Genomic DNA, 24,057 nt, shown 5'->3' on the forward strand with positions numbered 1-24,057 from the left:
CGCATGGCCCGACGCATCCCGCCGGGACGTGACCGCAACGCCGTCCTGCACGCTGCGGCGCCGGGGAGCGCCCGGCTGCGGGAGTCGCGGCACGTCGTGGTGGTCGGCGGCGGGATCGCCGGTCTCGGGGCTGCGGTCGTGCTTGCCGAGCGCGGGGTGCGGGTCACGCTGCTGGAGGCGTGCGACCAGCTCGGCGGACGGGTGCGGTCGTGGCCGCTCGACGGTGCCGCTCACGGGGGAGGGCGCACGATGAGCCGCGGCTTCCACGCGTTCTTCCGGCAGTACTACATGCTGCGTTCGCTGCTGCGCCGCGTGGACCCGACCCTAGAGCACCTCGTGCCCGTGCCCGACTACCCGTTGCGCCGCGCCGACGGCCTCACCGACTCCTTCGCCGCGCTCCCGACCACGCCACCGCTCAACCTGCTCGCGTTCGTGCTGCGCAGCCCGACGTTCCCGGTCTCGGCGCTGCCGTCGGTGCACGTGCCGAGCGCGCTCGAGCTGGTCGCCGCCGACTACCCGGCCAGCCACGAGCGCTACGACGGCGAGTCGGCGCAGGCCTTCCTCGACCGGCTGCGCTTCCCCGACGGTGCCCGGCACCTCGCCCTGGAGGTGTTCGCGCGGTCGTTCTTCGCCCACCCGAGCGACTTCGGTGCCGGCGAGCTGGTCGGGATGTTCCACGCCTACTTCACGGGCAGCTCCGAGGGGCTGGTGTTCGACGTGCCCGACGACGACTACGACACCGTCCTGTGGGCACCGCTCGGTCGCTACCTCGCGGAGCACGGGGCCGACGTGCGGCTCGGTGCCGCGGTCGAGGGCGTGCGGCCGGAGGGTCGCGGCTGGCGGGTCGACGTCGCGGGCGGGACGGTCGAGTCCGACGCGGTCGTCGTCGCCACCGACCCGCGCACCACCCGTGCGCTCCTGTCGGCGCTGCCTGCCGACGACGCCGAGCGAGTCTCCTGGCAGCGCAGGGTCGCGGCGGGCCGCAACGCGCCACCCTTCGGGGTGCTGCGCCTGTGGCTCGACGGTCGCGTCGCGAGCGAGCGGGAGGCGTTCCTCGGGACGAGCGGCTACGACCTGCTCGACAACGTCACCGTGCTCGAGCGCTTCGAGGCGGGCGCGGCGCGCTGGTCGGCGGAGCACGGCGGCTCGGTCGTCGAGCTGCACGCCTACGCCGCCGACCCGTCCCGCGACCCCGACCTTGCGGGCGACGGACCCTGCGGTCTCGACGTCGAGCGGCTGCGCAGTCGTCTGCTCGCGGGCCTGCACGAGGTCTATCCGGAGACGCGCGGGCTGCACGTCGTGCACGAGGAGCTGCTCGTCGAGGACGATTGCGGTCTGGTCGGCACCGGGCCGTGGCGCGACCGGCTCACGGTCGACACGCCCCACGCGGGACTCGTGCTCGCCGGCGACGGGCTGCGCGTCGACTGGCCGATCGCGCTCATGGAGCGCGCGGCGACCACGGGCGTCCTGGCGGCGAACCGGCTGCTGGGCGCGTGGGGGGTACGGGGCGAGGACGTCTGGACCGTGCCCCTGCAGGGCGTCGTGCACCGCCTTCCCGGCCGGGGGCGGCGACCGTCGTGAGCCCGACCGACCGCTCACGGCGGCGCGCCGTCGCGACGGACGAGCCCGACGCGCCCCGCGTCGAGCGCGTCGACGCCGCGGGCAGGCCCGGCGTGAGCACCGTGTGGCGGCTGCGTTCGCTCGAGGCCGCGCGTCAGGTGCTGCGGGCCCGGCACGCCACCACGCAGGCCGGGTTCACCGCCGAGGCGATCCCCCAGGGCTACCTCGAGCACCACCCGATCCTCGTGTCCGACGGTCCGCAGCACGACGAGCAGCGCCGCAAGGTCGCGCGCTTCCTCGCGCCGGCCGTCGTCGCGGACCGCTACACCGACCTGATGCACGCCACCGCCGACCGTCTGCTCGCCGAGGCGGTGGCTGCGGGCGGCTGCCTGCTCGACGAGCTGGCCCTGCTCTACACCGTCGAGGTGACGGCCGAGGTCGTCGGGCTCACCGAGTCGTCGGTCCCGCGGATGGCCCGCCGGCTCGAGGCGATGTTCAGCCAGCCGCCGTTCGACGTCACCCGCCGCGACCTCGGCCGCACCCGGCGGCAGTGGATGCAGGCCGCCGTGAACGGGCTCGTCCCCGTGGGCCGGCTCCTCCTGGCCGACGTCCGGCCTGCGATCCGGGCACGGCGGCGCGAGCCGCGCGACGACATCGTCAGCCACCTGCTCGCGGAGGGGTACTCGACGGCGAGCATCCTCGTCGAGTGCGTCACGTACGGCACGGCCGGGATGGTCACCACACGCGAGTTCGTCGTGATGGCCGCGCTGCACCTGCTCGGCGACGACGCCTTGCGCGCGCGCTACCTCGTCGCGCCGGAGTCGGAGCGGCTCGCGATCCTCGGGGAGGTCATCCGGCTGGAGCCGGTCGTCGGACACCTCTACCGGCGGGCCCAGCAGCCCATCGACGTCAGCGACGGCGACCAGTCCTGGACGATCCAGAGCGGCGACCTGGTCGACGTGTGCGTGCGCTCCGCGAACGCCGACCCCGAGGCCGTCGGCGACGCGCCGCTCGACCTCTGCCCCGGGCGGTCGTTGCCCGCGGGCGTGGGGGAGCCGGTCCTGGCGTTCGGCGACGGCGAGCACAAGTGCCCCGGGCAGCCGCTCGCGCTGCTCGAGACCGACGCGCTGCTCGTGCGCCTGCTCGCCCTCCAGCCACGGCTCGTGGCCGAGCCCGAGCTGGGCTGGGACCACCTGGTCGCGGGCTACTGGCTGCGCGGGGCGAGGCTCGCCCTCGGCGACGGCGGACCCGACGGGGGCAGCCCCCGGCGCGGACCCCGTACGAGCACGTCGGCCAGGATGGCGACCTTCGTGCGCGGCCTGACCCGGTGGCGGCCGGAGAAGACGTCGTAGTCGGCGGCCTCGACGAGGTCGAGGATGCGTGCGTACATGCGCAGGGCGGTGGCGACGCAGCGGGCACCGGGTGGCGGCAGCATCGCGACCCCGGGTGCCGCCTGGCGGTAGAGGGCGCGGTTGCGCTCGACCTGCTCGGCCATCATGGAGCGCCACGCGGGCGTCACGCGTCGTTCGGCCGGGTCGACACCGTAGCGGGCGAGGTCCGCCTGCGGCAGGTACACGCGCCCACGGTCGAGGTCCTCGCCGACGTCGCGCAGGAAGTTCGTGAGCTGGAACGCGTGGCCGAGCGCCCGCGCCGGCTCCTTCGCCTCGGGGGTCAGGGGCTGCAGCACCGGCAGCATCATCTCCCCGATCACGGCGGCGGAGCCCTCCATGTAGCCGTCGCGCAGCTCCTCCCAGGTGGCCCAGGTGGTGCGGGTGAGGTCGAGCTCCATCGCCCGGAAGAAGCGGTCGAAGCACTCGGGGTCCGTGCCCCGGCGCCGCAGGCTGTCGACGACGGCGGCCATGACCGGCTCGTCGGCGCCGCCGGCCGCGACGCTGTCCCAGAAGTGCTGCTCGAAGCGACGCAGCCGCGCCGCCGGGTCGGTCTCGTCGTGCCCGGGCACCGCAGGGTCCACCCGCCCGGGCTCGTCGACGATGTCGTCGGCCAGCCGGCAGAGGGCGTAGACGGTGTACACGTCGATCCGCTGCTCGCGCGGCAGCAGCCTGGCGCCCCAGTAGTAGGTGGTGCCGTGCGCCCGTGTCAGCTCCGCGCACCGGGCGTAGCCGGCGGCGAGCCGCGGATCGGGGTGCAGGGGTCGGGGCATGGTGAGACCCAGCCTAGGGCGAGAGGGCGTGCCACGATGGCTCTCGTGGAGCGGGGGTCGGCGTGAGCGGCGGACGGGTCGACGTGGCCGTGGTCGGCCTCGGGCCGGCGGGTCGCGCGCTGGCGTCGGCGTGCGCGACGCGCGGCCTGCGCGTCGTCGCGGTGGACCCGCGTCCCGACGCCGTCTGGGCACCCACGTACGGCGTCTGGGAGGACGAGCTCGTCGGACTGCCCGCGTCGGTGGTGCGCTCCCGCCTGGCGGCACCGGAGGTCCGGGCCGTCGACGTGCACCGCCTCTCCCGCCGCTACGTCGTGCTCGACAACGTCGCCCTGCAGGCCGCGCTGCCCCTCGGCGACGTCGACGTGCGGCGTGGTCGGCTCGACGACGCCGGGGTCGCGGCGCTGACGTCGTCGGCACGGGTGGTCGTCGACGCGCGCGGGGCCCGGCCCCAGGGCCTGCGCGTCGACGATCCCGCCCCCGCGCAGACCGCGTTCGGGGTGGTGGTGCCCGCCGACGTCGCGGCGCCGGCGCTGCAGGGCGCGGAGGCGCTGCTGATGGACTGGCGCACGGACTGGCGGGCGGACGGGGATGGGGCGGGGACCGCGGGTCTGCGCCCGTCGTTCCTCTACGCGATCCCGCTGGGCGACGGGACCGTGCTGCTGGAGGAGACCTGCCTCGCCGCCTCGCCTCCGCTGCACGTCGAGGAGCTGGAGGCACGGTTGCGACGTCGGCTCGCGGCCCGTGGCGTCGCACCGTCGGCCGTCGACGCGCCCCTGGGACGGGAGGTCGTGCACATCCCGATGCGCGGGCGGGGTCGTCCGCCGGTCGAGGGGACTCTCGCCCACGGGGTCGCCGGACGCGGCGGGCACGTCGTCACCGGCTACTCGGTGGCGCACGCGCTGCGCCGTTCCCGCACGCTGGCCGACGAGCTCGCCGCCGGGCATGCGCCGCGCGGGGTCGATGCGCCGGCGCCCGCCGACGCGCTGCGCGAGGCGGGCCTGCGGGCGGTGCTGCGGCTCGACGTCGAGGGCACCCTCGCCCTGTTCGACGGCTTCGGCCGCCTCCCCGCTCACCTGCAGCGCGCCTACATGTCCCGCGACGGCTCCCTGCTCGACGTCGCCACCGCCATGGGGGCGATGTTCCGCCGGATGCCGTGGTCGGGCCGCCGCGAGCTCGCCCGCGCCACCCTCCTCCCCTGACCCCTCCCCGACTTTTGGACAGTTGCGGGGCGTCCGGGGCATCGGAAGTGCCCCGGAAGTGTCCAAAAGTTGGCGGGGGGTCAGCGGACGAGCTGGTTGACGCGCTCGGCCGCCAGGCGTCCCGACGGGAGCACCATGGGGACGCCCACGCCGGGGACGGTGCCCGACCCGGCGAAGACGAGGCCGGGCACGCGCCGGTCGACGTTGGCGGGACGGAACGGGCCGGTCTGGGAGAACGTGTGCGCGAGGGCGAACGGGGTGCCCGCAGCCATGCCCTGCTCCTGCCACTCCAGCGGCGTGACCAGCTCGTCGACGACCACGTCGGTGGGGTAGCCCGACCGCTCCAGGAAGGCCAGCAGGCGCTCGCGCATCGGCCCGCGCTCGGCCTTCCAGTCCAGGTGTCCGACGTCGAGGTTGGGCGTCGGCTCGAGCACGTACAGCGTGCTGTGACCGTCGGGTGCGGCCTCGTCGTCGTCGAGCGAGTGCACGGTCACCAGGCGCGAGGGGTCGCGCATGAGCGTGCCGTGCGTCATGAGGTCCTCGAACGCCTCGTTCCACTGCTGGCCGAAGTGGATGTTGTGGTGCGCCTTGCCGTCCGGCACGCCCTTGACGCCCACGTGCCACACGACGCACGACGGCGAGTAGTCGCCGCCCAGCCGTCCGCCGATGCCCCGCACGGCACGAGGAGGCCGCAGGTCGGACAGGAGCCACGTGTAGGCGGTCGGCAGGTCGATGGTGCACACGACGGCGTCGGCGGCGACGGTGCCCTCGCCCGTCGCGACGCCGCGCACCCGGCCGCCGGCGTCGCGGACGAGTGCCGTCACCGTCGTGCCGTAGCGGATCTCCGCGCCCGCGTCGGTGGCGGCGTCGGCGAGGGCCCGGGGCACGGCGCGCATGCCGCCCTTCGGGAAGTAGACGCCCTCGATCGAGTCCATGTAGGTGATCACGGCGTACAGCGCCAGCGCGTCGTCCGGCGCGAGCCCGGCGTACATGGCCTGGAAGGAGAACAGGCGGTGCAGGCGCTCGTCGGCGAACCGGCGCCGGATCATCGGCCCCAGTCGGCCGAAGCCACCCATCGCGAGCAGCCGCGCCGCCGCGGCCGGACGCGACAGCAGGTCGGTCGGCCGGTCGAAGTTGCGGTCGATGAAGTGCGGCATCTCCGTCAGGTACAGCCGCCGCAGCCAGGTGACGAACTCGTCGAACGCGGCGGCGTCGACGCTGCCGCACTCGCGGTGTATTTCCGCCCGCATGGCCTCGTGGCCGTGCCGTACCTCCAGGGTGGAGCCGTCGGCGTAGAACGCGCGGTAGGCGGGGTCGAGGAGGGTCAGCTCGAGCCGCTCGGCCAGGCTCGACCCGGCCGCGCGCAGCGGGCGGTCGATGAGGTCGGGCATCGTCAGCACGGTCGGCCCGGTGTCGAACGTGAAGCCGTCGCGCTGCAGGATGCCGGCGCGCCCACCGGGCACGTCCTCGCGCTCCAGCACGGTCACGCGGTGACCGTCGCCCACCAGGTGGCACGCGGCGGCGAGGCCGGCGAGCCCTGCTCCGACGACGACGACGTGACTCATGCGACCTCCACTCGCTCGGTGCTCCCATCCTCACGGACGTGCGCCGAGTCCGCCCGGCGACGTGCCCGTGCCGCACCCGCTAGCCTGCGACGGTGGGCGCCATCCATCTGATCCGTCACGGCCAGGCCTCGTTCGGCAGCGACGACTACGACCAGCTCTCCGCCCTCGGCACCCGCCAGGGCGGCTGGCTGGGGCTCGCGTGGGAGGCGTCGGACTTCCGTCCGCACTGGTCGGTGGCCGGCTCCATGCGCCGTCATGCCCAGACCGCGGTGGCCGTGCTCGACGCCGTCGACGGCGACCTGTACGACGTCGACGCGGGCTGGGACGAGTACGACCACCTCGCGCTCGCGGGGGAGACGGTCACGCCGACGACGGACCCGCGGGAGTTCCAGGCGCGCCTCGACGCCGCCCTCGGTGCCTGGGTCAGCGGAGCGCCGTCGCCGGTCGAGTCGTTCGCGGAGTTCTCCGCCCGGGTGCTGCGTGCGCTCGACGACGCCGTCGCGCAGGCCGGGTCGGGTCGCCGCGTCGCCGTGTTCACGTCGGGCGGGCCGATCGCCCTCGTCGCGTCGCACCTGCTGGCGGGCGACGCGTCGCTGTTCATCCCGCTGAACCGGGTGGTCGTCAACGCGTCGGTGACGACCCTGATCGTCGGTCGAGGCGGCACGCGGCTGCTCACCTACAACGAGCACGGCCACGTGCCCGCCGACCAGGTCACGTTCCGGTAGGGCTCACTCCCACTTCATCGCGAAGCCGAAGGCGGCCACGATGAAGCCCATGCCGATGACGATGTTCCAGTCGCCGAGGTCGGAGTAGACGGGGATGGTGATGTCGGTGCCGGAGATGACGTAGAAGACGACGATCCACAGCAGGCCGATGACGGCCGAGGCGATCATCAGCGGCGCGGCGAAGCGGCTGCCGGTGGGTGTGCCGGGCTCCGGCTCGGGGCGCGTGCGCGAGGCGACCGACGAGGCACCGAGCGCGATCACCGCGGCGATGGCGAAGTTCCAGCCGCCGAGGTCGAAGAGACCGGGGATCGCGCCGATCTTGGGGAACGAGCGGTCGGAGACCGTGAAGAAGGCGCCGACCGCCCAGGCGACGGCCACCACCAGGAGCAGCAGGGCGAGCGGGTGCGCCCAGCCGCCTCGGCGCGTGCGGACCGTGCTCGGGGTGCTGTTCTTGGCCACGGGGATCTCTTTCGGTGCCGTCTGCGGGTTCTGGGCTAGCGTAGTCGGCGTCGCGGACGGTGTCGGACTGGGGAGAGGTGCTCGCATGTCGGGGACGCGTGCACGCTCGGCGAGGCGGTCCTCGCGCGGCTGGTCCGTCGCGGTGCTCGGCGTCTGCCTGGTGGCCGGCCTGACCGCCGCGGCAGCGCACCGCACCTCCGACGGCCAGGACCTGCGTCCGGCGGGCGGCGACGTCGCCTCGCTGGTCGGCGAGCGGGAACGTCGGGTCGAGCAGCGCCAGGCCGACGTGGTCGGACTGCAGCGCGAGATCGACGCCGCGACGGCTGCGGCCGACGACGCCAGCGGCGTCGAGGCGATCGTGCGTCGGCTGCGCACGCTGCGCGACCTGGCCGGGCTCAGCACGGTGCGCGGACCCGGCATCAGGGTCACGCTCACCGACGCCCCGCGCGACGCCGACTCCGCCGGGGTCGACCCGAACTACCTCGTGGTGCACCAGCAGGACCTGCAGGCGTTCGTCAACGCCCTGTGGGCCGGGGGCGCCGAGGCGGTGAGCCTGCAGGGGCAGCGGCTCGTGTCGACGACGGCGATCGTGTGCGTCGGCTCGAACGTCATCATCGACGGGCGTCCCTTCTCGCCGCCGTACGTGATCGAGGCGGTCGGGGACGTGCCGGGTATGACCTACTCGCTCGGGTCGTCGCCGGAGGTCGCCAACTACGAGCGGTACGTGACGAAGTTCCGGCTGGGCCTGAAGGTCGCGACCGGCGACGACCTCGTGGTCGCGCCCTACGGCGGTGCGACCGTCCTGCGGTACGCGTCGGCGCTCTCCTGACCGGCGTCGCCGCCGGTCAGGAGAGTCCGGCTACTGCCCGGGGGTGATGTCGAGGTCGGCGGCGCCGTCGCCGTTGCCGTCCGGCGCGTCACCGTTGCCGTCGGCCTGGTCGCCGCCCTGGTCGTCACCGTCGTTGCTGGAGACCGTGATCTCGATCGTGGTGCCCGGGGGCACCGACGTGCCCGCCGGCGTGCCCTGGTTGGTGACCTGGCCCTTCGGCTCGGTGGCGGTCGGGTCCTCGGTGACGGAGACCTCCAGGTCGGCCTCCTGGAGGGTCTTCTCCGCCTCCTCCTGCGTCATGCCGACGAGGTTGGGCACCTGCACCTCGCCCTGCGACACGATGACGGTGACCGTCGTGCCCGCGTCGACGCTCACGCCGGCAGACGGGTTGGTGTTGATGACGGAGTTCCGGGTCTCGTCGGACGCGCGTTCCTCGCGCTTGACCTTGAGCCCCTGGCCCTCGAGCGCGGCCTTCGCCTCGTCGAACGTGTAGCCGACGACGTTGGGCACCGCCACCTGGGCCGGCCCCGTCGAGACCACCAGCGTGACCTCGGTGCCCTTGTCGGCCATGGTGCCGCCGTCGGGGTCCTGGGAGACGACGTTGCCCTCCTCGACGTCGCCGTCGGCCCGTTCCTGCGTCTGCACGGTGAACCCGTCGCGCTCGAGCGACCGCTGCGCGGCGACCGCGTCCTGGCCGGTGACGTCGGGGACCTCGACCTGCGCCGGCGCCGGCGGGGGCTGGTTCGCCTGGTTGTAGGCGTAGACGCCGATACCGGCGAGCAGCAGGAGGAGCAGGATCGCGAGCGCCCAGTACAGGGGTTTGCGGTTCTTGCGCTCCTCCTCGTCCTCGACGGCGGGCTGCGTGCCGGTGGCGGCAGCAGCGGCCACGGCCGGGGCGAGCGCCGTGGCGGCCGGTGCCACCGAGGTGGCGGCGGTCGGCGCCTCGACCTGCTGGCCGGCGATGGCCCGCTCGAGGTCCTTGCGCATGTCGGCGGCCGACTGGTAGCGGTCCTCGGTGCGCTTCGCGAGCGACTTCGCGACGATGTGGTCGACGGCCTGCGTCACCTCGGGGTTGAGCTGCGACGGCGGGCGGGCGTCCTCGCGGACGTGCTGGTAGGCCACCGAGACGGGGCTGTCGCCGACGAATGGCGGGCGTCCGGTGAGCAGCTCGTAGAGCAGGCAGCCGGTGGAGTAGATGTCGGAGCGGGCGTCGACGGTCTCGCCGCGCGCCTGCTCGGGCGACAGGTACTGGGCCGTGCCGATGACGGCCGCGGTCTGCGTCATCGCGCTGGAGGAGTCGGCGATCGCGCGGGCGATGCCGAAGTCCATGACCTTGACCTGGCCCGACGGCGTCAGCATGACGTTGGCGGGCTTGATGTCGCGGTGGATGATGCCGGAGCGGTGCGAGTAGTCGAGCGCGCTGAGCACGTCGGCCGTGATCGACAGGGCGCGCTCGGGCAGGATCTTGCGGTCGTCGCGCATGATCTCGCGCAGCGTCTGGCCCTCCACGTACTCCATGACGATGTACGGGATGTGGTTGCCGTGCTTGTCGGTCGACTCGCCGGTGTCGTAGACGGCGACGATGGCGGGGTGGTTCAGCGCCGCGGCCGACTGCGCCTCGCGGCGGAAGCGGGCCTGGAACGTGTCGTCGGAGGACAGGTCGGCGCGCAGCTGCTTGATGGCCACGGTGCGGCCGAGGCGCAGGTCGCGCGCGACGCGGACGTCGGCCATGCCTCCGCGACCGAGCAGCCCGCCGAGCTCGTAGCGCTCGCCGAGCAGGATGGGCTCGTCGCCGGATCCGGTCATGGGGTCACTCTCCCTAGGGGGGTCGAAGTCACTCACCGAGCACCGCCTCGATGACGGAGCGTGCGATGGGGCCGGCGAGGCGTCCACCGGCGATCTCGTTGCGTGCCGTGCTCGAGGACTCGACGACCACGGCGACGGCGACCTTGGGGTCGTTCGCCGGGGCGAGGGCCACGAACCAGGCGTAGGGGGGTCGGTCAGGGGTGGACTGCGCGGTGCCGGTCTTGGCGCCCACCTGGACGCCGGGGATCTGCGCCGACGTGGCGGTGCCGGACTGGACGGTCGCCACCATCATGGAGCGCAGGATCGCCGCGTTGCCCGAGCTCATGGCGCGGTCGAGCTCCTCCGGCTCCAGCGACTCGAGGACGCGCAGGCTGGGCGAGCGGACCGACTTGACGACCTGCGGCTTCATGACGACGCCGTCGTTGGCGATGCCGGCGCCCACCATGGCCATCTGCAGCGGCGTGGCCGCGACCTCGAACTGGCCGATGCCGCTCTGCGCGAGCTGCGGGGCCTCGAGGTCGGTGCCCTCGGCGGTGAACTGGCTGGCGTTGCTGGCCAGGCCCTCGAGCGGGTCGGTGCCGAAGCCGAACTTGCGGGCCTGCTCCTCGAGCTTGTCCTGCCCGATCTTGCCGGCCAGGTCGCCGAAGGAGACGTTGCAGGAGACCTGCAGCGCCTGCTCGAAGGTGATCGGGTCGCCGCCGCAGTTGCCGCCGTTCTCGTTCGGCAGCGTGTACTCGATGCCGGGGAAGGACAGGCTCGCGCCACCCTTCACGCGGCTGTCGGCCTTGAGGTTCAGGTCCTCCAGCGCCGCGGCGGCCGTGACGAGCTTGAAGGTGGAGCCGGGCGGCAGGATCTGCTGCGTCGCGCGGTTCGTCAGCGGGTCGTCCTCGTTGGCCTGCAGGCGCTTCATGGCCTCGGTGACCTTGGAGAAGTCGTGGCTGGCGAGCACGTTCGGGTCGTAGGAGGGCTGGCTGACCATCGCGAGCACGGCACCCGTCTTGGGGTCGAGCGCGGCCACGGCGCCCTTGGTGCCCTCGCCGAGCGCCTCCAGGCCGCTCGCGGCGACCTTCTGCGCGCGCGGGTTGATGGTCAGCTCGACGCTGCCGCCCTGGGGCTTCTTGTTGGCCAGGAGGTCGACGACCCGGCTGACGAAGAGCCGGTTGTCGTTGCCGGACAGCACCTGGTTCTCCGAGCGCTCCAGGTTCGCGCTGCCGTAGATGTAGGAGAAGTAGCCGGTGAGCGGGGCGTACAGCGTCGACTGCGGGTAGACCCGCTGGAACTTGTACTGGTCCTTGCTCGGCCTGCTCTCGGCCACCGGCTCGTCGCCCACGAGGATGGCACCGCGGTCGCGGCTGAAGTCGGCGTCGATGACGCGCTTGTTGCCCTGGCGGGCGTTGAGGTCGCCCGCCTCGACGAACTGCACGTAGTTGACGTTGATCAGCAGCGCCGCGAACAGGACGAGACAGGCGACGGCGAGGTTCCGGATCGGCTTGTTCATGACAGCTTCACCACCTGGGTCTCCTCGTCGTGGTCGAACTGCGACACCTCGGGTGCGGGGCGTCGGGTCTGGTCGCTGATGCGCAGCAGCAGCGCGATGATGGCCCAGTTCATGACGACGGACGAGCCGCCCTGCGCCATGAACGGCGTGGTCAGGCCGGTCAGCGGGATGAGCCGGGTGACGCCGCCGACGACCACGAAGATCTGCAGCGCCAACGAGACGGCCAGGCCGGCGGCGAGCAGCTTGCCGAACGCGTCGCGGCAGGTCAGCGCGATGCGCATGCCCCGCTCGACGACGAGCCCGTAGATGACGAGGATCGCCATGAGGCCGGTCAGGCCGAGCTCCTCGCCCATCGCCGAGGCGATGAAGTCGGAGAAGGCGAACGGGGTGAGCTGCGGACTGCCCTGGCCCCAGCCCGTGCCGAGCACGCCGCCGTAGGCCATGCCGAACAGGCCGTTGATGATCTGGCCGTTGCGGTCGGGGTCGGAGAAGGGGTCGAGCCAGGCGTCGAAGCGCACGCGCACGTGCCCGAACGCGAGGTAGCCGAAGTAGGCGCCGGCCACGAACAGGCCACCACCGACGACGAGCCAGCCCGGTCGCTCCGTGGCGATGTAGAGCATCACGACGAAGAGGCCGAAGAACAGCAGCGAGGAGCCGAGGTCGCGCTGGAAGACGAGGATGGCGATGCTGATCAGCCAGGCGGCGCCGATGGGCCCGAGGTCGCGCCCGCGCGGCAGGTCGATGCCGGCGAAGCGTCGGCCGGCGAGCGCGAGGGCGTCGCGCTTCACGACGAGGTAGCCGGCGAAGAAGATGGCCAGGCAGATCTTGGCCGCCTCGCCGGGCTGGAAGCTGAACGGGCCGATGTTGATCCAGATGCGCGCGCCGCGGATGTTCTGCCCGATGACGGGCAGCAGCGGCAGCACCAGCAGCGCGAGTGCGACGAAGCCGAACGTGTAGGTGTAGGCCTGCAGACGGCGGTGGTCGCGGATGACCAGCAGCACGACGGCGAACAGGGCGATCCCGATGCCCGACCACATCAGCTGGTTGGTGGCGAGCGGCCCGAACGCGTCGTTGCCCATCGCCTGGTAGCCGAGGTCGATGCGGTAGATCATCGCGAGTCCCAGCCCGTTGAGGCAGATGACCAGCGGCAGCAGGACGGGGTCGGCGTAGGGCGCGACCTTGCGCACGAGCAGGTGCGTGGCGACGGCCGCGGCGACGAGGAAGACGACGAGGCGCAGCGCGTCGGCCGGCACGCGACCCTCGGCGCCGAGGCCGACGGCGCAGTAGGCGCCGACGCCGATGAGCACGGCGAGCAGGGTCAGCGTGAGCTCGGCCCCGCGCCGCTTGCGCGGGACCAGGGTGGATGTGCTCATGCGGACCGCTCCCGGTCGGCGGTGCGCGACGCGGAGGGCGACGGGGAGGGGGAGGGGCTCGGCGAGGGCGAGGGCGACGGCTCGGGCTCCTCGGCCAGGTCGCGCAGGTTCTCGACGGTCTCCTCGGCGTCGGCGCGGCTGTCGGCGGGGATGCCGTCGCGCACCTGCTGGGCGCGGAACGCCGGCAGCGTGTCGAGCTCGACGTCGGTGACCTCGTCGACGTGCTTGAGGGTGACGAGCGGCAGGTCGGCCTGGACGCCGCGGTAGATCGCGACCTTGCCGTCGGCGGAGGCCACGTAGTACTGGTCCTGCGACCAGCGGTAGGTGTAGAGCGCGCCGGCGGCGATGATGCCGACGATGACGGCGAGCGCGACGAGGCGACGCACCCAGCGCCACTTGCTCGGCGGTCGTGGCGCGTAGCGCAGCTCTTCGGGGTCGGCCTCCTTCTCGCGCCTGCGCTCCTTGCGCTCCTCGCGCGAGCGGGCCTTCCCGGAGCCGCCCGCGGCGTTGCCGGTGCGCGGGCGGGGACCCTCCGCGGCCGCGCCGACGAGCTGCGGGCGTCCGTCGGCCGACGACAGCTCCTCCTCCGACACGGCGCCGGAGGGGACGAGCTCGCCGATGACGACGGTGACGTTGTCGTAGCCGCCGTTCTCGAGGGCGGTGCGGACCAGGTCGGACGCGGCCTGGTCGATGGTCTCGGCGTTGAGCAGCTGCTGGATGGTGGCGTCGTCGACCATGTCGGACAGGCCGTCGCTGCACAGCAGGAAGCGGTCGCCGACCTGTCCCTCGAACCACTCGAGGTCGGCGTCGTTGTCGTCGCGGCCGAGCATGACGCGCAGCAGGAGGGAGCGGTGCGGGTGCACGCGCGCCTCCTCGGGTGTCAGCTTCCCCTCCTCGACGAGGCTCTGCACGAAGGTGTGGTCGGTGCTGATCTGCGTCAGCTGGCCGTCGCGCAGGAGGTAGGCGCGCGAGTCGCCGATGTGGGCGGTGGCGAAGCGCTCGCCGTCCCACAGCATCGCCTCGAGCGTCGTGCCCATGCCCTCCACGGAGGGGTCCTCGGCGACGAGCTCGCCGAGCCGCTGGTTGGCGTGGGCGACGGCCTTCTCGAGCGCCTCGAGCGGGTCGATCTCGGGCAGCTCGCGGTCGAGCTGGCGGATCACGTTCATCGTCTCGGCCGACGCGAGGTCGCCGGCGGCCGCGCCGCCCATGCCGTCGGCGACGGCGATGAGGCGGCTGCTCGCGTAGCCGGAGTCCTGGTTGCTGGAGCGGCGCAGACCGACGTCGGTCAGCGCGACGTAGCGCAGGGTGAGTGACATCGTCCTACTTCCGCAGCTCGACGATGGTCTTGCCCAGCCGGACCTGGATGCCCAGACCGATCGGGGTGGGGGACGTGATCCGCTGGCTGCCCAGGTAGGTGCCGTTGGTGGAGCCGAGGTCCTCGACGAACCACTGCTCGCCGTTGGTGGCGAAGCGGGCGTGCCGCGTGGAGACGTAGTCGTCGTCGAGGCGGATGGCGGCGTCGGTGCCGCGGCCGAGGAGGACGGGGCCGTCGCCGAGCGGGACGCTCTGGCCGGAGTTGGGGCCGGAGACGACCTGCAGCTTGGTCGGCGCGCCGCGCGGGGTGCGCTGCTTGCGGCCCTTGGCGGGCTTGGCGGCGGCCGCGGCGCGTGGCTGCTTGGCGGGCTTCTGGTTCGGAGCCTTCGCGCCGAAGATGTCGGAGCGGATGACCGACACGGCGGACAGCACGAACAGCCAGAGGACGGCGAGGAAGCCGATCTTGATGAGGGTGAGGGTCAGGTCCGTCATCGGTCCTCGCTCGTCGTGATGCGGATGGTGAGGACCGTGTTGCCGAGGCGGATCTCCGAGCCGTTGCCGACCGACGCGGTCTGCACGCGGTGCCCGTTGAGGACGACGCCGTTGGTCGACTGCAGGTCGGTGATGGTGACGGAGGTGTTGCCACCGGACTCGTGCACCTTGATGTCGGCGTGCCGACGGGAGATGCCTGGGTCGTCGATGCGCAGGTCGGCCTCGCTGCCGCGTCCGACGACGACGCCGGGGGGCGTGAGCGGGTGCTTGAGTCCGTTGACCTCGAGCACGACGTGCGAGCTGCGCACCGCGGTCTCGGTCATCCGCGCGCCCTCGACGGGGCGGACGGCGGCGTTGGTGCGGCTGCGCACGCGGAAGCGTCCGGTGCCCAGGTCGGGGGCCTCGACGAGCTCGATGCGCAGGGGTCCCGCGAGGGTGTAGCGCTGTTCGGTGACGTGCTCCTGCACGAGGGTGGCGAGCTCGGTGGTGAGGGTGTCGCCGAAGGGCGCGAGCCGGCCGTGGTCGGTGGGCGAGAGCTCGACGGTGAAGTCGTTGGGCACGAGCATCCGCTGGCGCGACAGCACGTGGGCGGAGTTGTCGACCTCGCGCTGGATCGCGGCGGCGATCTCCACCGGCTGCACGGCGCTGCGGAAGGCTCGGGCGAACGCGCCGGTGACCGCGCCCTCGAGCCGCTGCTCGAAGCGGCTGAGCACACCTGCCATCGGTTCTCGCCTCCTGCCGGGTCACGTGCGTGGGGTCGTCGGTGGTCCCGACGATGGTATCGGCAGGCTCGACGCACGCGAATTGACGTGGGAACGCGTTCCATTCTTCCTGGCCGACCCCAGCCCTGCCGCCCTCGTCGTCGGTGGCCCGGCGACCCGCGCCCCGGCATCGGTGCCGCAGCACCCCCAGGCCGTCTCCTGCGGTTGCCCAGCCGCCGACGGGCGGGTGCCGGGACGTCGGAGTCGTGGTGTTAGACTCGGCGACTGTTCCTCAGGGAACGACGCGCGAGTGGCGGAACGGCAGACGCGCTGGCTTCAGGTGCCAGTGTCCGCAAGGGCGTGGGGGTTCAAATCCCCCCTCGCGCACCAAGCAACAAGCACGACGGAGATGGCAAGAGCCGTGGGCGACAGCGCCCGCGGCTCTTTTCGTGCGTCAGGGTCTCTCTCTCGGGCCTGGCTCCCAGGCCGCTGAGGATGGTGCCAGGTGGGCTGTGCCCGCGACACCACAGAGCGCAGAGCGCGGAGCGTCATCCCGCCGCCGCTGCTCGACGTCCAGGCGCGTATGCGCGCGGGCGTGAGCGCAGTCGGGGGGAGGCTCGCGGCCTGTTCGGTGCGAGTGCCTCGCGGCAGCGACGTCCGCCGGCGCCGCGACGACGGACTCGCCGGTCCGGTGGATGCACCCGCTACCCAATTCCCGTCCGCTCACACGGAAACATGAAAACTTTCTGAGAAAAGGACTCATGGCCAGGCATTCGACTGGTAGACAGTGCCTGCGCAACTCACTCGGGGTGGCGTTGTGAGCTGCTCTGGAGGTCGGCGTGCGCCGTCTTGTCGTTGGTCTGGTGTCGTCGTGTCTGGTGGTGGCCGGCCTCCAGGCTCAGGCGCAGGGCGAGGACACGGCTCCTCTCGATCCTGAGGCGAAGGCGTTCGCGGAAGCCGCGGCGACGGGCAAGAACGTCGAGATCGTGGAGGACCGCACCGAGACCGAGACGGTGTGGGCGACGCCTCGGGGGACCTTCTCCACGAAGATCTCGAACGCGCCCGTGCGAGTCAAGGGCGATGACGGATGGGAGTCCATCAACCTCGATCTCATCGAGAGCGACGGCGTGGTCCGTCCCCGGGCCGCGCCCGGTGACGTCGAGCTCTCGGCGGGCGGACGCGACCCGCTGCTGCAGGTGACCGTCGGCGACGTCACCACGTCGATCTCCTGGCCCGGTGCGCTGCCGGCACCTGTGCTGGACGGCCCGGCCGCGACCTACCTCGACGTGATCGATGACGTCGACCTTCGCATGACGGTCACCGACGGCGGTGTCTCCCAGGTCCTCGTGGTGAGGACGGCAGCGGCGGCGGCGGACCCGCGCCTCGCCCAGCTCAAGCTCGCGACGGACGTGGACAACGGACGCGTCGAGGTGGCAGAGGGCGGCGGGCTCAGCGTCCTCGACGACGTGGGGCGCACGGTCGGCGACGCGCCCGCTCCGATCATGTGGGACTCGAGCGGGACGGTCGTCGGCGACGGCGGTCAGCCCGTCGTCGACAGCAGTGCGGAGGCTGTCGATCGGCGGACCCAGGGGCCGGTGGAGAACGACGACGTCGCTCCGGTGGAGCTGGCAGTGACGGGCGGCGACATCGTGCTGGAGCCGCACCGCGACGCACTGACGGGTGCAGATGTGCAGTACCCGGTCTACATCGATCCGAAGGTGGGCGGGCGCGCATTCGCCTGGGCCATGGTGTTCAAGCAGCACCCGAGCTCCTCGTTCTACAAGTGGACCGACGACGAGGGTCAGGGCACCGGTTACCAGAACTACATCGGGGTCTCGAACAAGCGACTCTTCTTCCAGTACGGCATCAGCTCGCTCTCGGGGCACCAGATCCGTTCGGCGACCTTCAAGGCGACGATGGTGTGGTCCCCCTCGTGCACGACGCGTCCGATCAAGGTCTACCGGTCCGGGGGAGTGTCGTCGGAAACGACCTGGAACGACCAGCCGTCGCTGGGAGCGTTCCAGGACAGGAAGTCGTACTCAGCCGGCCACTCCGGGTGCAATCCCGGCGGTCGGGACGTCGTGTGGAACATCAAGAACGGCATGGCCGCCGCGGCCGGCGACGGCCGTCCCAGCATCGGCCTCGCCCTCATCGCCGAGGACGAGGCAGACCCGTTGAACTGGAGGCGTTTCAAGCACAACGCGTCCATCACCGTCGAGTACAACCGACGCCCGAGCGTCCCGACGTCCCGCACCATCAACGGCATCGCCTGCCCGACGACGGGCGCCGTCCGGCTCGGCAGGATGACGTCCTACCCGGTCATGCGGGCCAAGCTGGCCGACCCCGACGGCAACAACGTCCGCCCCCTCTGGGACTGGAACGCGGGTTCCGACATCACCTCCGCCCACAGTGACATCACGGGCAGCTACGTGGCGAGCGGCTCCACCGCCGCTCACAGCCTCAGCACGCTGAGCCGCGACGAGAACGACACCGTCAAGTCTGGTACCTGGACCTTCAGGGTCACCGCTGAGGATTCTGGGGGCTTGCGGAGCGCGGCCTCCGACGAGTGCACCTTCACCATCGACTCCACGCTGGCCGCACCTCCCCGGGTCCAGGGCCTGCCCGGAGTCGACGACCCGTCCACGAGCTGGGAACCGGGCAAGTCCTACCAGCTGACCTTCGCGCCGGGATCGACGAAGGACGACGTGGTCGGCTACCGGTACAGCTTCAGCTCCGACACGCCGCCTACCGACCCGATGCTCGCGGCGTCCGGCTCGGGCAAGACCCACACTCTCCACGTGCCCGCGCGGGCCGTCGGTCTGCACAAGCTGAGGGTCTGGGCCTACGAGGCCTCAGGGAATCGGAGCGAAGTGCCCTTCGTCCACGAGTTCGAGGTCCTCGACCCTGAAAGGTTCGTCCGCTCGACCTACACGTTCGACGACGAGGACGGGTCTCTGGCGGCCGACAGCACCGGTGAGTTCCCGCTCGACATCGGCGACGCCACCCGCTCGACTCGTTCGCTCTACACGGACGACGACCCGGACAACCGTGCTCGTGACGCCATGATCAGCCTCTCCGAGAGCTCGCAGCCTCCGGCGATGGTCGGCTCCTTCGTCGACCCGAGGCGGTCCTTCGATCTGGCCTTGTTCGTCGATCCGGCGAAGACGGCGACGAGCAGCAACCAGATGACGGCTCTCTCGCTCGGAGGGGAGAACTCTCCCGGCCTCGAGATCGGCGCGGAGGTGAACGGCACAGGCTTCGACTACGTCCTGCGCGTCTGGGACATCCAGACGGCAGCGTGGGTCGTCGCGCGCGTGCCGGGCGACGACGGCCAGCCGGGGACGCGACCCGTCGTCGCCTCGTACGACGTCGTGACGAAGAAGGCGACACTCCGAGTGCTCGGCACCAACGCCGCGACCGCGGTCACGCCAGGGACGGCCACGCTTCCTGAGTCCTTCGTCCGCCAGCGGTTGACGGTGGGAGCGTCGTACGACGCGACCCGTCGGTGGACCGGCTTCCTCGACCAGGTCGTGGTCGCCCGCGGTCCTCTCACCGAGGACGAGATCTCCAACTTCCTGAAGATCTGGGAACGCACCGAATGCGTCGCCGTGAGCGGAGGCTGCTGACATGACCACACGTCGTCGCTGGACGATCTGGGCGCTCGTGGGCGCTCTGATCACCTCCCTCCTCGCCGCCTCGGCCGCCGCGCCCGCTTCTGCCGAGGTCGATGACGCGCCTCCGAAGACCCAGGTGATGCCCTCGGTGCCGGTCGCGCCTGTCGACGGTGACACGCTGTCGATCAAGACGTCGGGCGAACCCGTCACGGCCGACGAGCTCCCGCGTGCGGGCGTCGAGATCGAGACGACCGTCGCTGACTCGTGGACGCGGGAGGTCGAGGGATTCTCGGTCCGATCGAAGGGGGCCGAGGAGTCGGCCAAGGCCACGCTCTCGACCGAGACCGTGACGCTCGACGGCGAGCCGGTGGCCGCCCCGGCGTACACAATCGACCTGACACCCCAGACGGTGGTTGCCGAAAAGGCGACGACCGACGCGAGCGACGAAGCGGGAGCTCCGTCGGCGTCGGCGGCGAGCCCCTCCGCGGAACCTTCTGCCGCGACCGCGCGCCAGGAGGACCTGCCTGCGACCGTCGACGTCAAGCTCGACTACACCGACTTCGTCAACGCCTTTGGGGCCGACTGGGCAGGTCGGCTGCGTCTGGTGACCTTCGAGGACTGCGACGAGTCCGGGAGCGGCCTGGACTGTGGCGCGATGAAGGCGCTCAAGACCACCGCGGACGCGAAGAACAACACCCTCACCGCGACCGTGCCGACCCAGCGCTCCAGCTCGACGTCGGCCTCGACCATGACGGTGGCGGCAGCGCCGGGCCCGTCCGGACCGCAGGGCGACTACAAGGCCTCCTCCCTCGCACCCTCCTCGTCGTGGTCTGCCGGGAACCAGTCTGGCGACTTCACGTGGTCGTACCCGATCGCGACGCCGCCGGGGATCAACGGCCCCACGCCGGACCTCGCACTGAGCTACTCGTCCGGATCCGTCGACGGGCGGACCTCGTCCACCAACAACCAGACGTCGTGGATCGGCGAGGGCTTCTCCCTCGACCCTGGCTTCGTCGAGCGGTCCTACGAGTCGTGCGACCAGGTCAGCGGGACCCCCGAGGACGTCGGCGACGTGTGCTGGCGCGACGACAACCTGACCATCTCGCTGAACGGTCAGAGCTCCGAGCTCGTCCAGGACGGCTCGACCAGCCAGTGGCGGATGAAGAGCGACGACGGGACGCGTGTCGAGCTGCTCAAGAAGGACGGCATCAACCGCGACGACGACGGCGAGTACTGGCGGGTGACCACGCCCGACGGCACCCGGTACTACTACGGTAGGAACCAGCGCTTCGACGGTGACGACCGCCGGACCGACTCGGTCTCGACCGTTCCCGTCTACGGCGCTCGCGCGGGCGAGCCCTGCCACGGCTCGACCTTCGCGGCGTCGGCCTGCGACCAGGCGTGGCGCTGGGGTCTCGACTACGTCGTCGACCCGAACGGCAACACGATGTCGTACTTCTACGACCAGGAGAAGAACAACTACGGCGCCAACAAGAACGCCACCGTCCGTGCCTACGACCGCGCCGCTCTGCTGACGTCGATCGAGTACGGCAGCCGTCAGGGCAGCGACGCCGCGTCGGCAAAGGTCGTCTTCACCTCCGCCGAGCGTTGCCTCAAGACCAGCGAGGTCACCTGCGAGTCCTTGACCAAGGACACCGCCTCGCACTGGCCGGACGTCCCCTTCGACCGGATCTGCACCAGCGACACCTCCTGCGCGACGCGCACCTCGCCCACCTTCTTCTCCCGGAAGCGTCTCGCGAAGATCACGACCTTCGTGAAGGCGACGAACGACGCATGGTCGGCCGTGAACGAGTGGAACCTCACGCACGAGCTCCCTGCGACCGGTGACATGACGAACGAGGAGAACGCGGAGCGGGCCCAGGTCCGCACCCTCTGGCTCGCGCAGGTGCAGCAGACGGGCAAGGTGGGGACCGACGTCAGCCTCCCTCCGGTGCGCTTCAACAAGGAGATCCTCGACAACCGGGTCTACGACACGAACGGTGTGGACTCCTTCGCCCGGTTCCGCATCAACGCCATCGACAACGGGACCGGCGGGTCCATCGCGGTGAACTACTCGCCGCGCGACTGCACGGCCAGCGACAAGCCGGCCGCCGGTTCGCTCGACACGAACGCCAGGCGTTGCTTCCCGGTCTGGTTCAGGCCGTGGTGGAGCGAGGACTCCCAGCTCGAGTTCTTCCACAAGTACCGGGTCGACAGCGTCGTGGAGGCCGACAACAGCTCGGGCGGAGCGAACGTCACGACCAGCTACACCTACGGCGGCGGCGACGGGTGGCACTACACGACGTCCAACCTCGTCGAGCCGAAGTACCGCACATGGGGCGAGTGGCGCGGCTACTCCCGGGTGAGGACCGAGGTCGGCGCGGAGTCGGGCAAGACCTGGAGCGAGTCGCTGTTCCTGCGCGGCATGCACGGTGACCGCGCGGCAGGTGGAGGAACCAAGTCCGTCACCGTCACCGACCCGCTTGGCGACAGCGCCGACATCCAGGACCGTGACGAACGGGCCGGCTTCGAGCGCAGGACACGCACCCAGCTGGGAGCGTCGGGCGCGGTCGTGGACATCACGGTCAACACGCCCTGGACCTCGCCCGCGACCGCCACGTCGAACGGGCGGTCCGCGCACATCGTGAGGCTCGGGGAGACCGAGACCCGGACGCGGCTCTCGTCAGGCTCGTACCGCACGGTGAAGACGACGACGGACTACAACGACCGCGGTCAGCCCGTCGCCGTCAACGACCTCGGGGACACGTCGACGGCGGCCGACAACCGGTGCACCACGACGTCGTTCGCCACCAACGCCACTCTCGGGATGTACGACTACCCCGCGTCCCAGGTCACCACGGCACTCGCGTGTGGGACGGCACCGTCGGCGGCTGGTCACATCATCTCCGCGAGCCGCACGTCGTACGACGGGCAGGCGTTCGGCGCAGCGCCGACGCAGGGGCGCCCGACGCGCCTCGAGACGGTCTCCGGCTGGTCCAACGGCATCACCTATCAAGTGGACGCCGAGACCCAATACGACGTGTACGGCCGTCCGACGAGCGTCACCGACGCCAAGGGCAAGACCACGACGACTGCCTACGTCCCGGCCACCGGCGGACCGGCCGAGGAGGTGAGGGTGACCAACGCACTGGACCACGTCACGGTCGTCAGTCTCTCCCGCTCGTGGGGCACACCGACGAGCGAGACCGACGCCGCCGGCGCTGTCACCAACTACTCCTACGACGGCCTGGGCCGTGTGGTCGCGGTCTGGGGACCGGGTCGGGACAAGGCGACGCAGACGCCGTCGGTGAAGTTCACCTACAAGGTGAGCGCGACGGCACCGAACACCGTCACGACCGAGCGGCTGAACGCTGCGCAGGAGTACGTCGCGACCGTGGCGTTCTACGACGGCCTCATGCGGGAGAGGTCGACGCAGAAGGCCTCGCCGAGCGCCGACGGTGGACGCGTGATCACCGAGAAGATCTACGACGACCGCGGGTGGGTGAGCTCGTCCCGCGGGCCGTACTACAACTCCGGCGACGTCGACACCACGCTCGTGTCGGCCGCGGAGAACGCTGTCCCCCGCTACGCCAACTACACCTACGACCTCGCCGGCCGCGTCACGAGGGAGGCGCTCGCCTCCCTCGGTGGAGTCAAGTGGTCGACCAGCACGGCCTACGGGGGCGATCGGGTCCTCGTCACGCCGCCGACCGGCGGCACCGCCACGACGACGGTCTCCGACGCGCGAGGGCAGGTCACGAGCCTCACTCAGCACACCGCGTCCACTCCGACAGGCGGGGGTGACGTCACCTCCTACACGTACACGCCGTCCGGTCAGCTCAAGAAGGTCACCGATGCCTCGGGCACCGAGTGGTCGAAGACGTACGACATCCGTGGGCGCCTGATCGCCGACGACGACCCGGACAAGGGCGAGAGCACCTTCACCTACGACGAGCTGGACCGCCCGGTCTCGGCCACCGACAAGCGCGGTGTGACCTTGTGGACCGACTACGACGCGCTCGGCCGGAAGGTCGCGCTGCGTGACGACTCCGCCACTGGTCTCGTCCGAGCGAGGTGGACGTACGACACCGTCCGCAAGGGTGCCCTGGCGTCCGCCGTCCGTGTGGCTGACGGCAAGGAGTACAAGGACGAGGTCACGGCCTACGACAGTGCAGGTCGACCCACGTCGAGCACGTTGACGATCCCTACGGAGGAGGGGCTCCTCTCGCGTTCCGGCGGCTACGTCACGGGTGTGGACTACAACCCGGACGGGTCGGTGCAGAAGATCACCCAGCCTCTGGTCACGGGGATCACGAACGAGAACCTCACGTACACGTACGACCGGCTCGGCAACGTGAAGAAGCTGACCGGCGCCGTCGTGATCGTCACCGACAACCTCTACTCGCCGCTGGGCGAGGTGCTCCAACGGACGTCGGGGAGCACGGCCGGGAAGGCCGTGTACGACACCCGCGAGTACGACGACGCCACGCGTCGGACGACACGACGTGCCTTCTCGCTGCAGGGCAGTGCGACGGCTCCGAAGCTGGACCTGCGGTACACCTACGATCCCATGGGCAACGTCAAGAAGCTGAACGACGTCGCTCCCGGTGACACGAACCAGACGTCTGCGACGACGTGGCGTCAGTGCTTCACGTACGACAACCTCCGTCGTATGACGAACGCCTGGACGTCGTCCGGGAACTCGTGCGCTGCGCCCACGGCGAGCAACCTCGGCTCGACCGCTCCGTACTCGGACGTGTA

At 71.4% G+C, this 24,057-nt stretch carries 15 protein-coding genes, 1 tRNA gene and 1 pseudogene; 8 read left to right on the top strand and 9 right to left on the bottom strand.

The window, feature by feature from the left end; genetic code table 11:
* Window positions 1-3 precede the first annotated feature (3 nt).
* Both AC3WRM_RS08885 and AC3WRM_RS08890 read left to right on the top strand, forming a co-directional pair.
* Window positions 4-1,581 carry an FAD-dependent oxidoreductase gene (locus AC3WRM_RS08885; RefSeq protein ID WP_492247848.1) on the top strand — a complete coding sequence of 526 codons (1,578 nt, stop codon included), beginning with the start codon at window positions 4-6 and terminating at the stop codon, window positions 1,579-1,581.
* A 737-nt stretch (window positions 1,582-2,318) separates the two neighbouring features.
* Window positions 2,319-2,693, top strand: a pseudogene (locus AC3WRM_RS08890) (cytochrome P450); the annotation flags it as partial.
* Between the two features lie 71 nt (window positions 2,694-2,764).
* Here AC3WRM_RS08890 and AC3WRM_RS08895 read toward each other — a convergent pair.
* Entirely contained in the window at window positions 2,765-3,721 is a 957-nt protein-coding gene (locus tag AC3WRM_RS08895; protein WP_492247847.1) for a phytoene/squalene synthase family protein, read from the bottom strand.
* 62 nt (window positions 3,722-3,783) lie between these two features.
* On the opposite strand from AC3WRM_RS08895, the gene AC3WRM_RS08900 reads away from it, so the two are divergent.
* A complete protein-coding gene (locus AC3WRM_RS08900; RefSeq protein ID WP_492247846.1) occupies window positions 3,784-4,920 on the top strand; it encodes a lycopene cyclase family protein in 1,137 nt (378 codons plus the stop codon).
* A gap of 80 nt (window positions 4,921-5,000) precedes the next feature.
* Here AC3WRM_RS08900 and crtI read toward each other — a convergent pair whose 3' ends face one another.
* Window positions 5,001-6,485, bottom strand: coding sequence for a phytoene desaturase family protein (gene crtI / locus AC3WRM_RS08905; protein ID WP_492247845.1), 1,485 nt, complete (start codon window positions 6,483-6,485; stop codon window positions 5,001-5,003).
* 92 nt (window positions 6,486-6,577) lie between these two features.
* Between crtI and AC3WRM_RS08910 the strand changes: the two genes are divergently transcribed.
* The gene (locus AC3WRM_RS08910) at window positions 6,578-7,210 is read left to right on the top strand and encodes a histidine phosphatase family protein (protein WP_492247844.1); all 633 of its coding nucleotides are present in this window, start codon (window positions 6,578-6,580) and stop codon (window positions 7,208-7,210) included.
* A gap of 3 nt (window positions 7,211-7,213) precedes the next feature.
* Here AC3WRM_RS08910 and AC3WRM_RS08915 read toward each other — a convergent pair whose 3' ends face one another.
* Window positions 7,214-7,669: a cell division protein CrgA gene (locus AC3WRM_RS08915; protein WP_492247843.1), complete on the bottom strand. Its 456-nt coding sequence runs from the start codon at window positions 7,667-7,669 to the stop codon at window positions 7,214-7,216.
* An 85-nt stretch (window positions 7,670-7,754) separates the two neighbouring features.
* Here AC3WRM_RS08915 and AC3WRM_RS08920 point away from each other — a divergent pair, with 85 nt between their 5' ends.
* Window positions 7,755-8,498, top strand: a complete 744-nt coding sequence (locus tag AC3WRM_RS08920) for a DUF881 domain-containing protein (RefSeq protein ID WP_492247842.1) — start codon at window positions 7,755-7,757, stop codon at window positions 8,496-8,498.
* Window positions 8,499-8,528: 30 nt separating this feature from the next.
* Here the strand turns inward: AC3WRM_RS08920 and pknB are convergent, their stop codons facing one another.
* Genes pknB through AC3WRM_RS08950 form a run of 6 tightly spaced genes read right to left on the bottom strand, consistent with a single transcriptional unit; the run spans window position 8,529 to window position 15,703 of the window.
* Window positions 8,529-10,304, bottom strand: a complete 1,776-nt coding sequence (gene pknB, locus AC3WRM_RS08925) for a Stk1 family PASTA domain-containing Ser/Thr kinase (RefSeq protein WP_492247841.1) — start codon at window positions 10,302-10,304, stop codon at window positions 8,529-8,531.
* 28 nt (window positions 10,305-10,332) lie between these two features.
* Window positions 10,333-11,802 carry a peptidoglycan D,D-transpeptidase FtsI family protein gene (locus AC3WRM_RS08930; RefSeq protein WP_492247840.1) on the bottom strand — a complete coding sequence of 490 codons (1,470 nt, stop codon included), beginning with the start codon at window positions 11,800-11,802 and terminating at the stop codon, window positions 10,333-10,335.
* The gene (locus AC3WRM_RS08935; protein WP_492247839.1) at window positions 11,799-13,175 is read right to left on the bottom strand and encodes an FtsW/RodA/SpoVE family cell cycle protein; all 1,377 of its coding nucleotides are present in this window, start codon (window positions 13,173-13,175) and stop codon (window positions 11,799-11,801) included. The genes AC3WRM_RS08930 and AC3WRM_RS08935 overlap by 4 nt, the downstream gene beginning before the upstream one ends.
* A complete protein-coding gene (locus AC3WRM_RS08940) occupies window positions 13,172-14,491 on the bottom strand; it encodes a PP2C family protein-serine/threonine phosphatase (protein WP_492247838.1) in 1,320 nt (439 codons plus the stop codon). Before AC3WRM_RS08940 ends, AC3WRM_RS08935 begins: the two co-directional genes overlap by 4 nt.
* A gap of 4 nt (window positions 14,492-14,495) precedes the next feature.
* Complete coding sequence (locus AC3WRM_RS08945; protein WP_492247837.1) at window positions 14,496-14,981, bottom strand: FHA domain-containing protein FhaB/FipA; 486 nt, start codon at window positions 14,979-14,981, stop codon at window positions 14,496-14,498.
* On the bottom strand, window positions 14,978-15,703 hold the full coding sequence (locus AC3WRM_RS08950; protein WP_492247836.1) for an FHA domain-containing protein: 726 nt from the start codon (window positions 15,701-15,703) through the stop codon (window positions 14,978-14,980). The genes AC3WRM_RS08945 and AC3WRM_RS08950 overlap by 4 nt, the downstream gene beginning before the upstream one ends.
* A 283-nt stretch (window positions 15,704-15,986) precedes the next feature.
* Between AC3WRM_RS08950 and AC3WRM_RS08955 the strand changes: the two genes are divergently transcribed.
* From AC3WRM_RS08955 to AC3WRM_RS08965, 3 genes are all read left to right on the top strand, one after another.
* A tRNA-Leu gene (locus AC3WRM_RS08955) sits at window positions 15,987-16,072 on the top strand.
* A 473-nt stretch (window positions 16,073-16,545) separates the two neighbouring features.
* Window positions 16,546-19,308, top strand: coding sequence for a hypothetical protein (locus AC3WRM_RS08960; RefSeq protein WP_492247835.1), 2,763 nt, complete (start codon window positions 16,546-16,548; stop codon window positions 19,306-19,308).
* A 1-nt stretch (window position 19,309) separates the two neighbouring features.
* Window positions 19,310-24,057: hypothetical protein (locus AC3WRM_RS08965; RefSeq protein ID WP_492247834.1), on the top strand; the 4,748-nt coding region annotated here is incomplete at its 3' end.

Source organism: Aeromicrobium sp. EU05-FHT14F07, assembly GCF_058790455.1.

Excerpts from the sequence above, each read along its gene's own strand:
- AC3WRM_RS08885 (WP_492247848.1), top strand. The coding sequence starts at position 4 with ATGGCCCGACGCATCCCGCCGGGACGTGACCGCAACGCCGTCCTGCAC.
- AC3WRM_RS08895 (WP_492247847.1), bottom strand. The coding sequence starts at position 3,721 with ATGCCCCGACCCCTGCACCCCGATCCGCGGCTCGCCGCCGGCTACGCC.
- crtI (WP_492247845.1), bottom strand. The coding sequence starts at position 6,485 with ATGAGTCACGTCGTCGTCGTCGGAGCAGGGCTCGCCGGCCTCGCCGCC.
- AC3WRM_RS08920 (WP_492247842.1), top strand. The coding sequence starts at position 7,755 with ATGTCGGGGACGCGTGCACGCTCGGCGAGGCGGTCCTCGCGCGGCTGG.
- pknB (WP_492247841.1), bottom strand. The coding sequence starts at position 10,304 with ATGACCGGATCCGGCGACGAGCCCATCCTGCTCGGCGAGCGCTACGAG.
- AC3WRM_RS08930 (WP_492247840.1), bottom strand. The coding sequence starts at position 11,802 with ATGAACAAGCCGATCCGGAACCTCGCCGTCGCCTGTCTCGTCCTGTTC.
- AC3WRM_RS08935 (WP_492247839.1), bottom strand. The coding sequence starts at position 13,175 with ATGAGCACATCCACCCTGGTCCCGCGCAAGCGGCGCGGGGCCGAGCTC.
- AC3WRM_RS08940 (WP_492247838.1), bottom strand. The coding sequence starts at position 14,491 with ATGTCACTCACCCTGCGCTACGTCGCGCTGACCGACGTCGGTCTGCGC.
- AC3WRM_RS08945 (WP_492247837.1), bottom strand. The coding sequence starts at position 14,981 with ATGACGGACCTGACCCTCACCCTCATCAAGATCGGCTTCCTCGCCGTC.
- AC3WRM_RS08950 (WP_492247836.1), bottom strand. The coding sequence starts at position 15,703 with ATGGCAGGTGTGCTCAGCCGCTTCGAGCAGCGGCTCGAGGGCGCGGTC.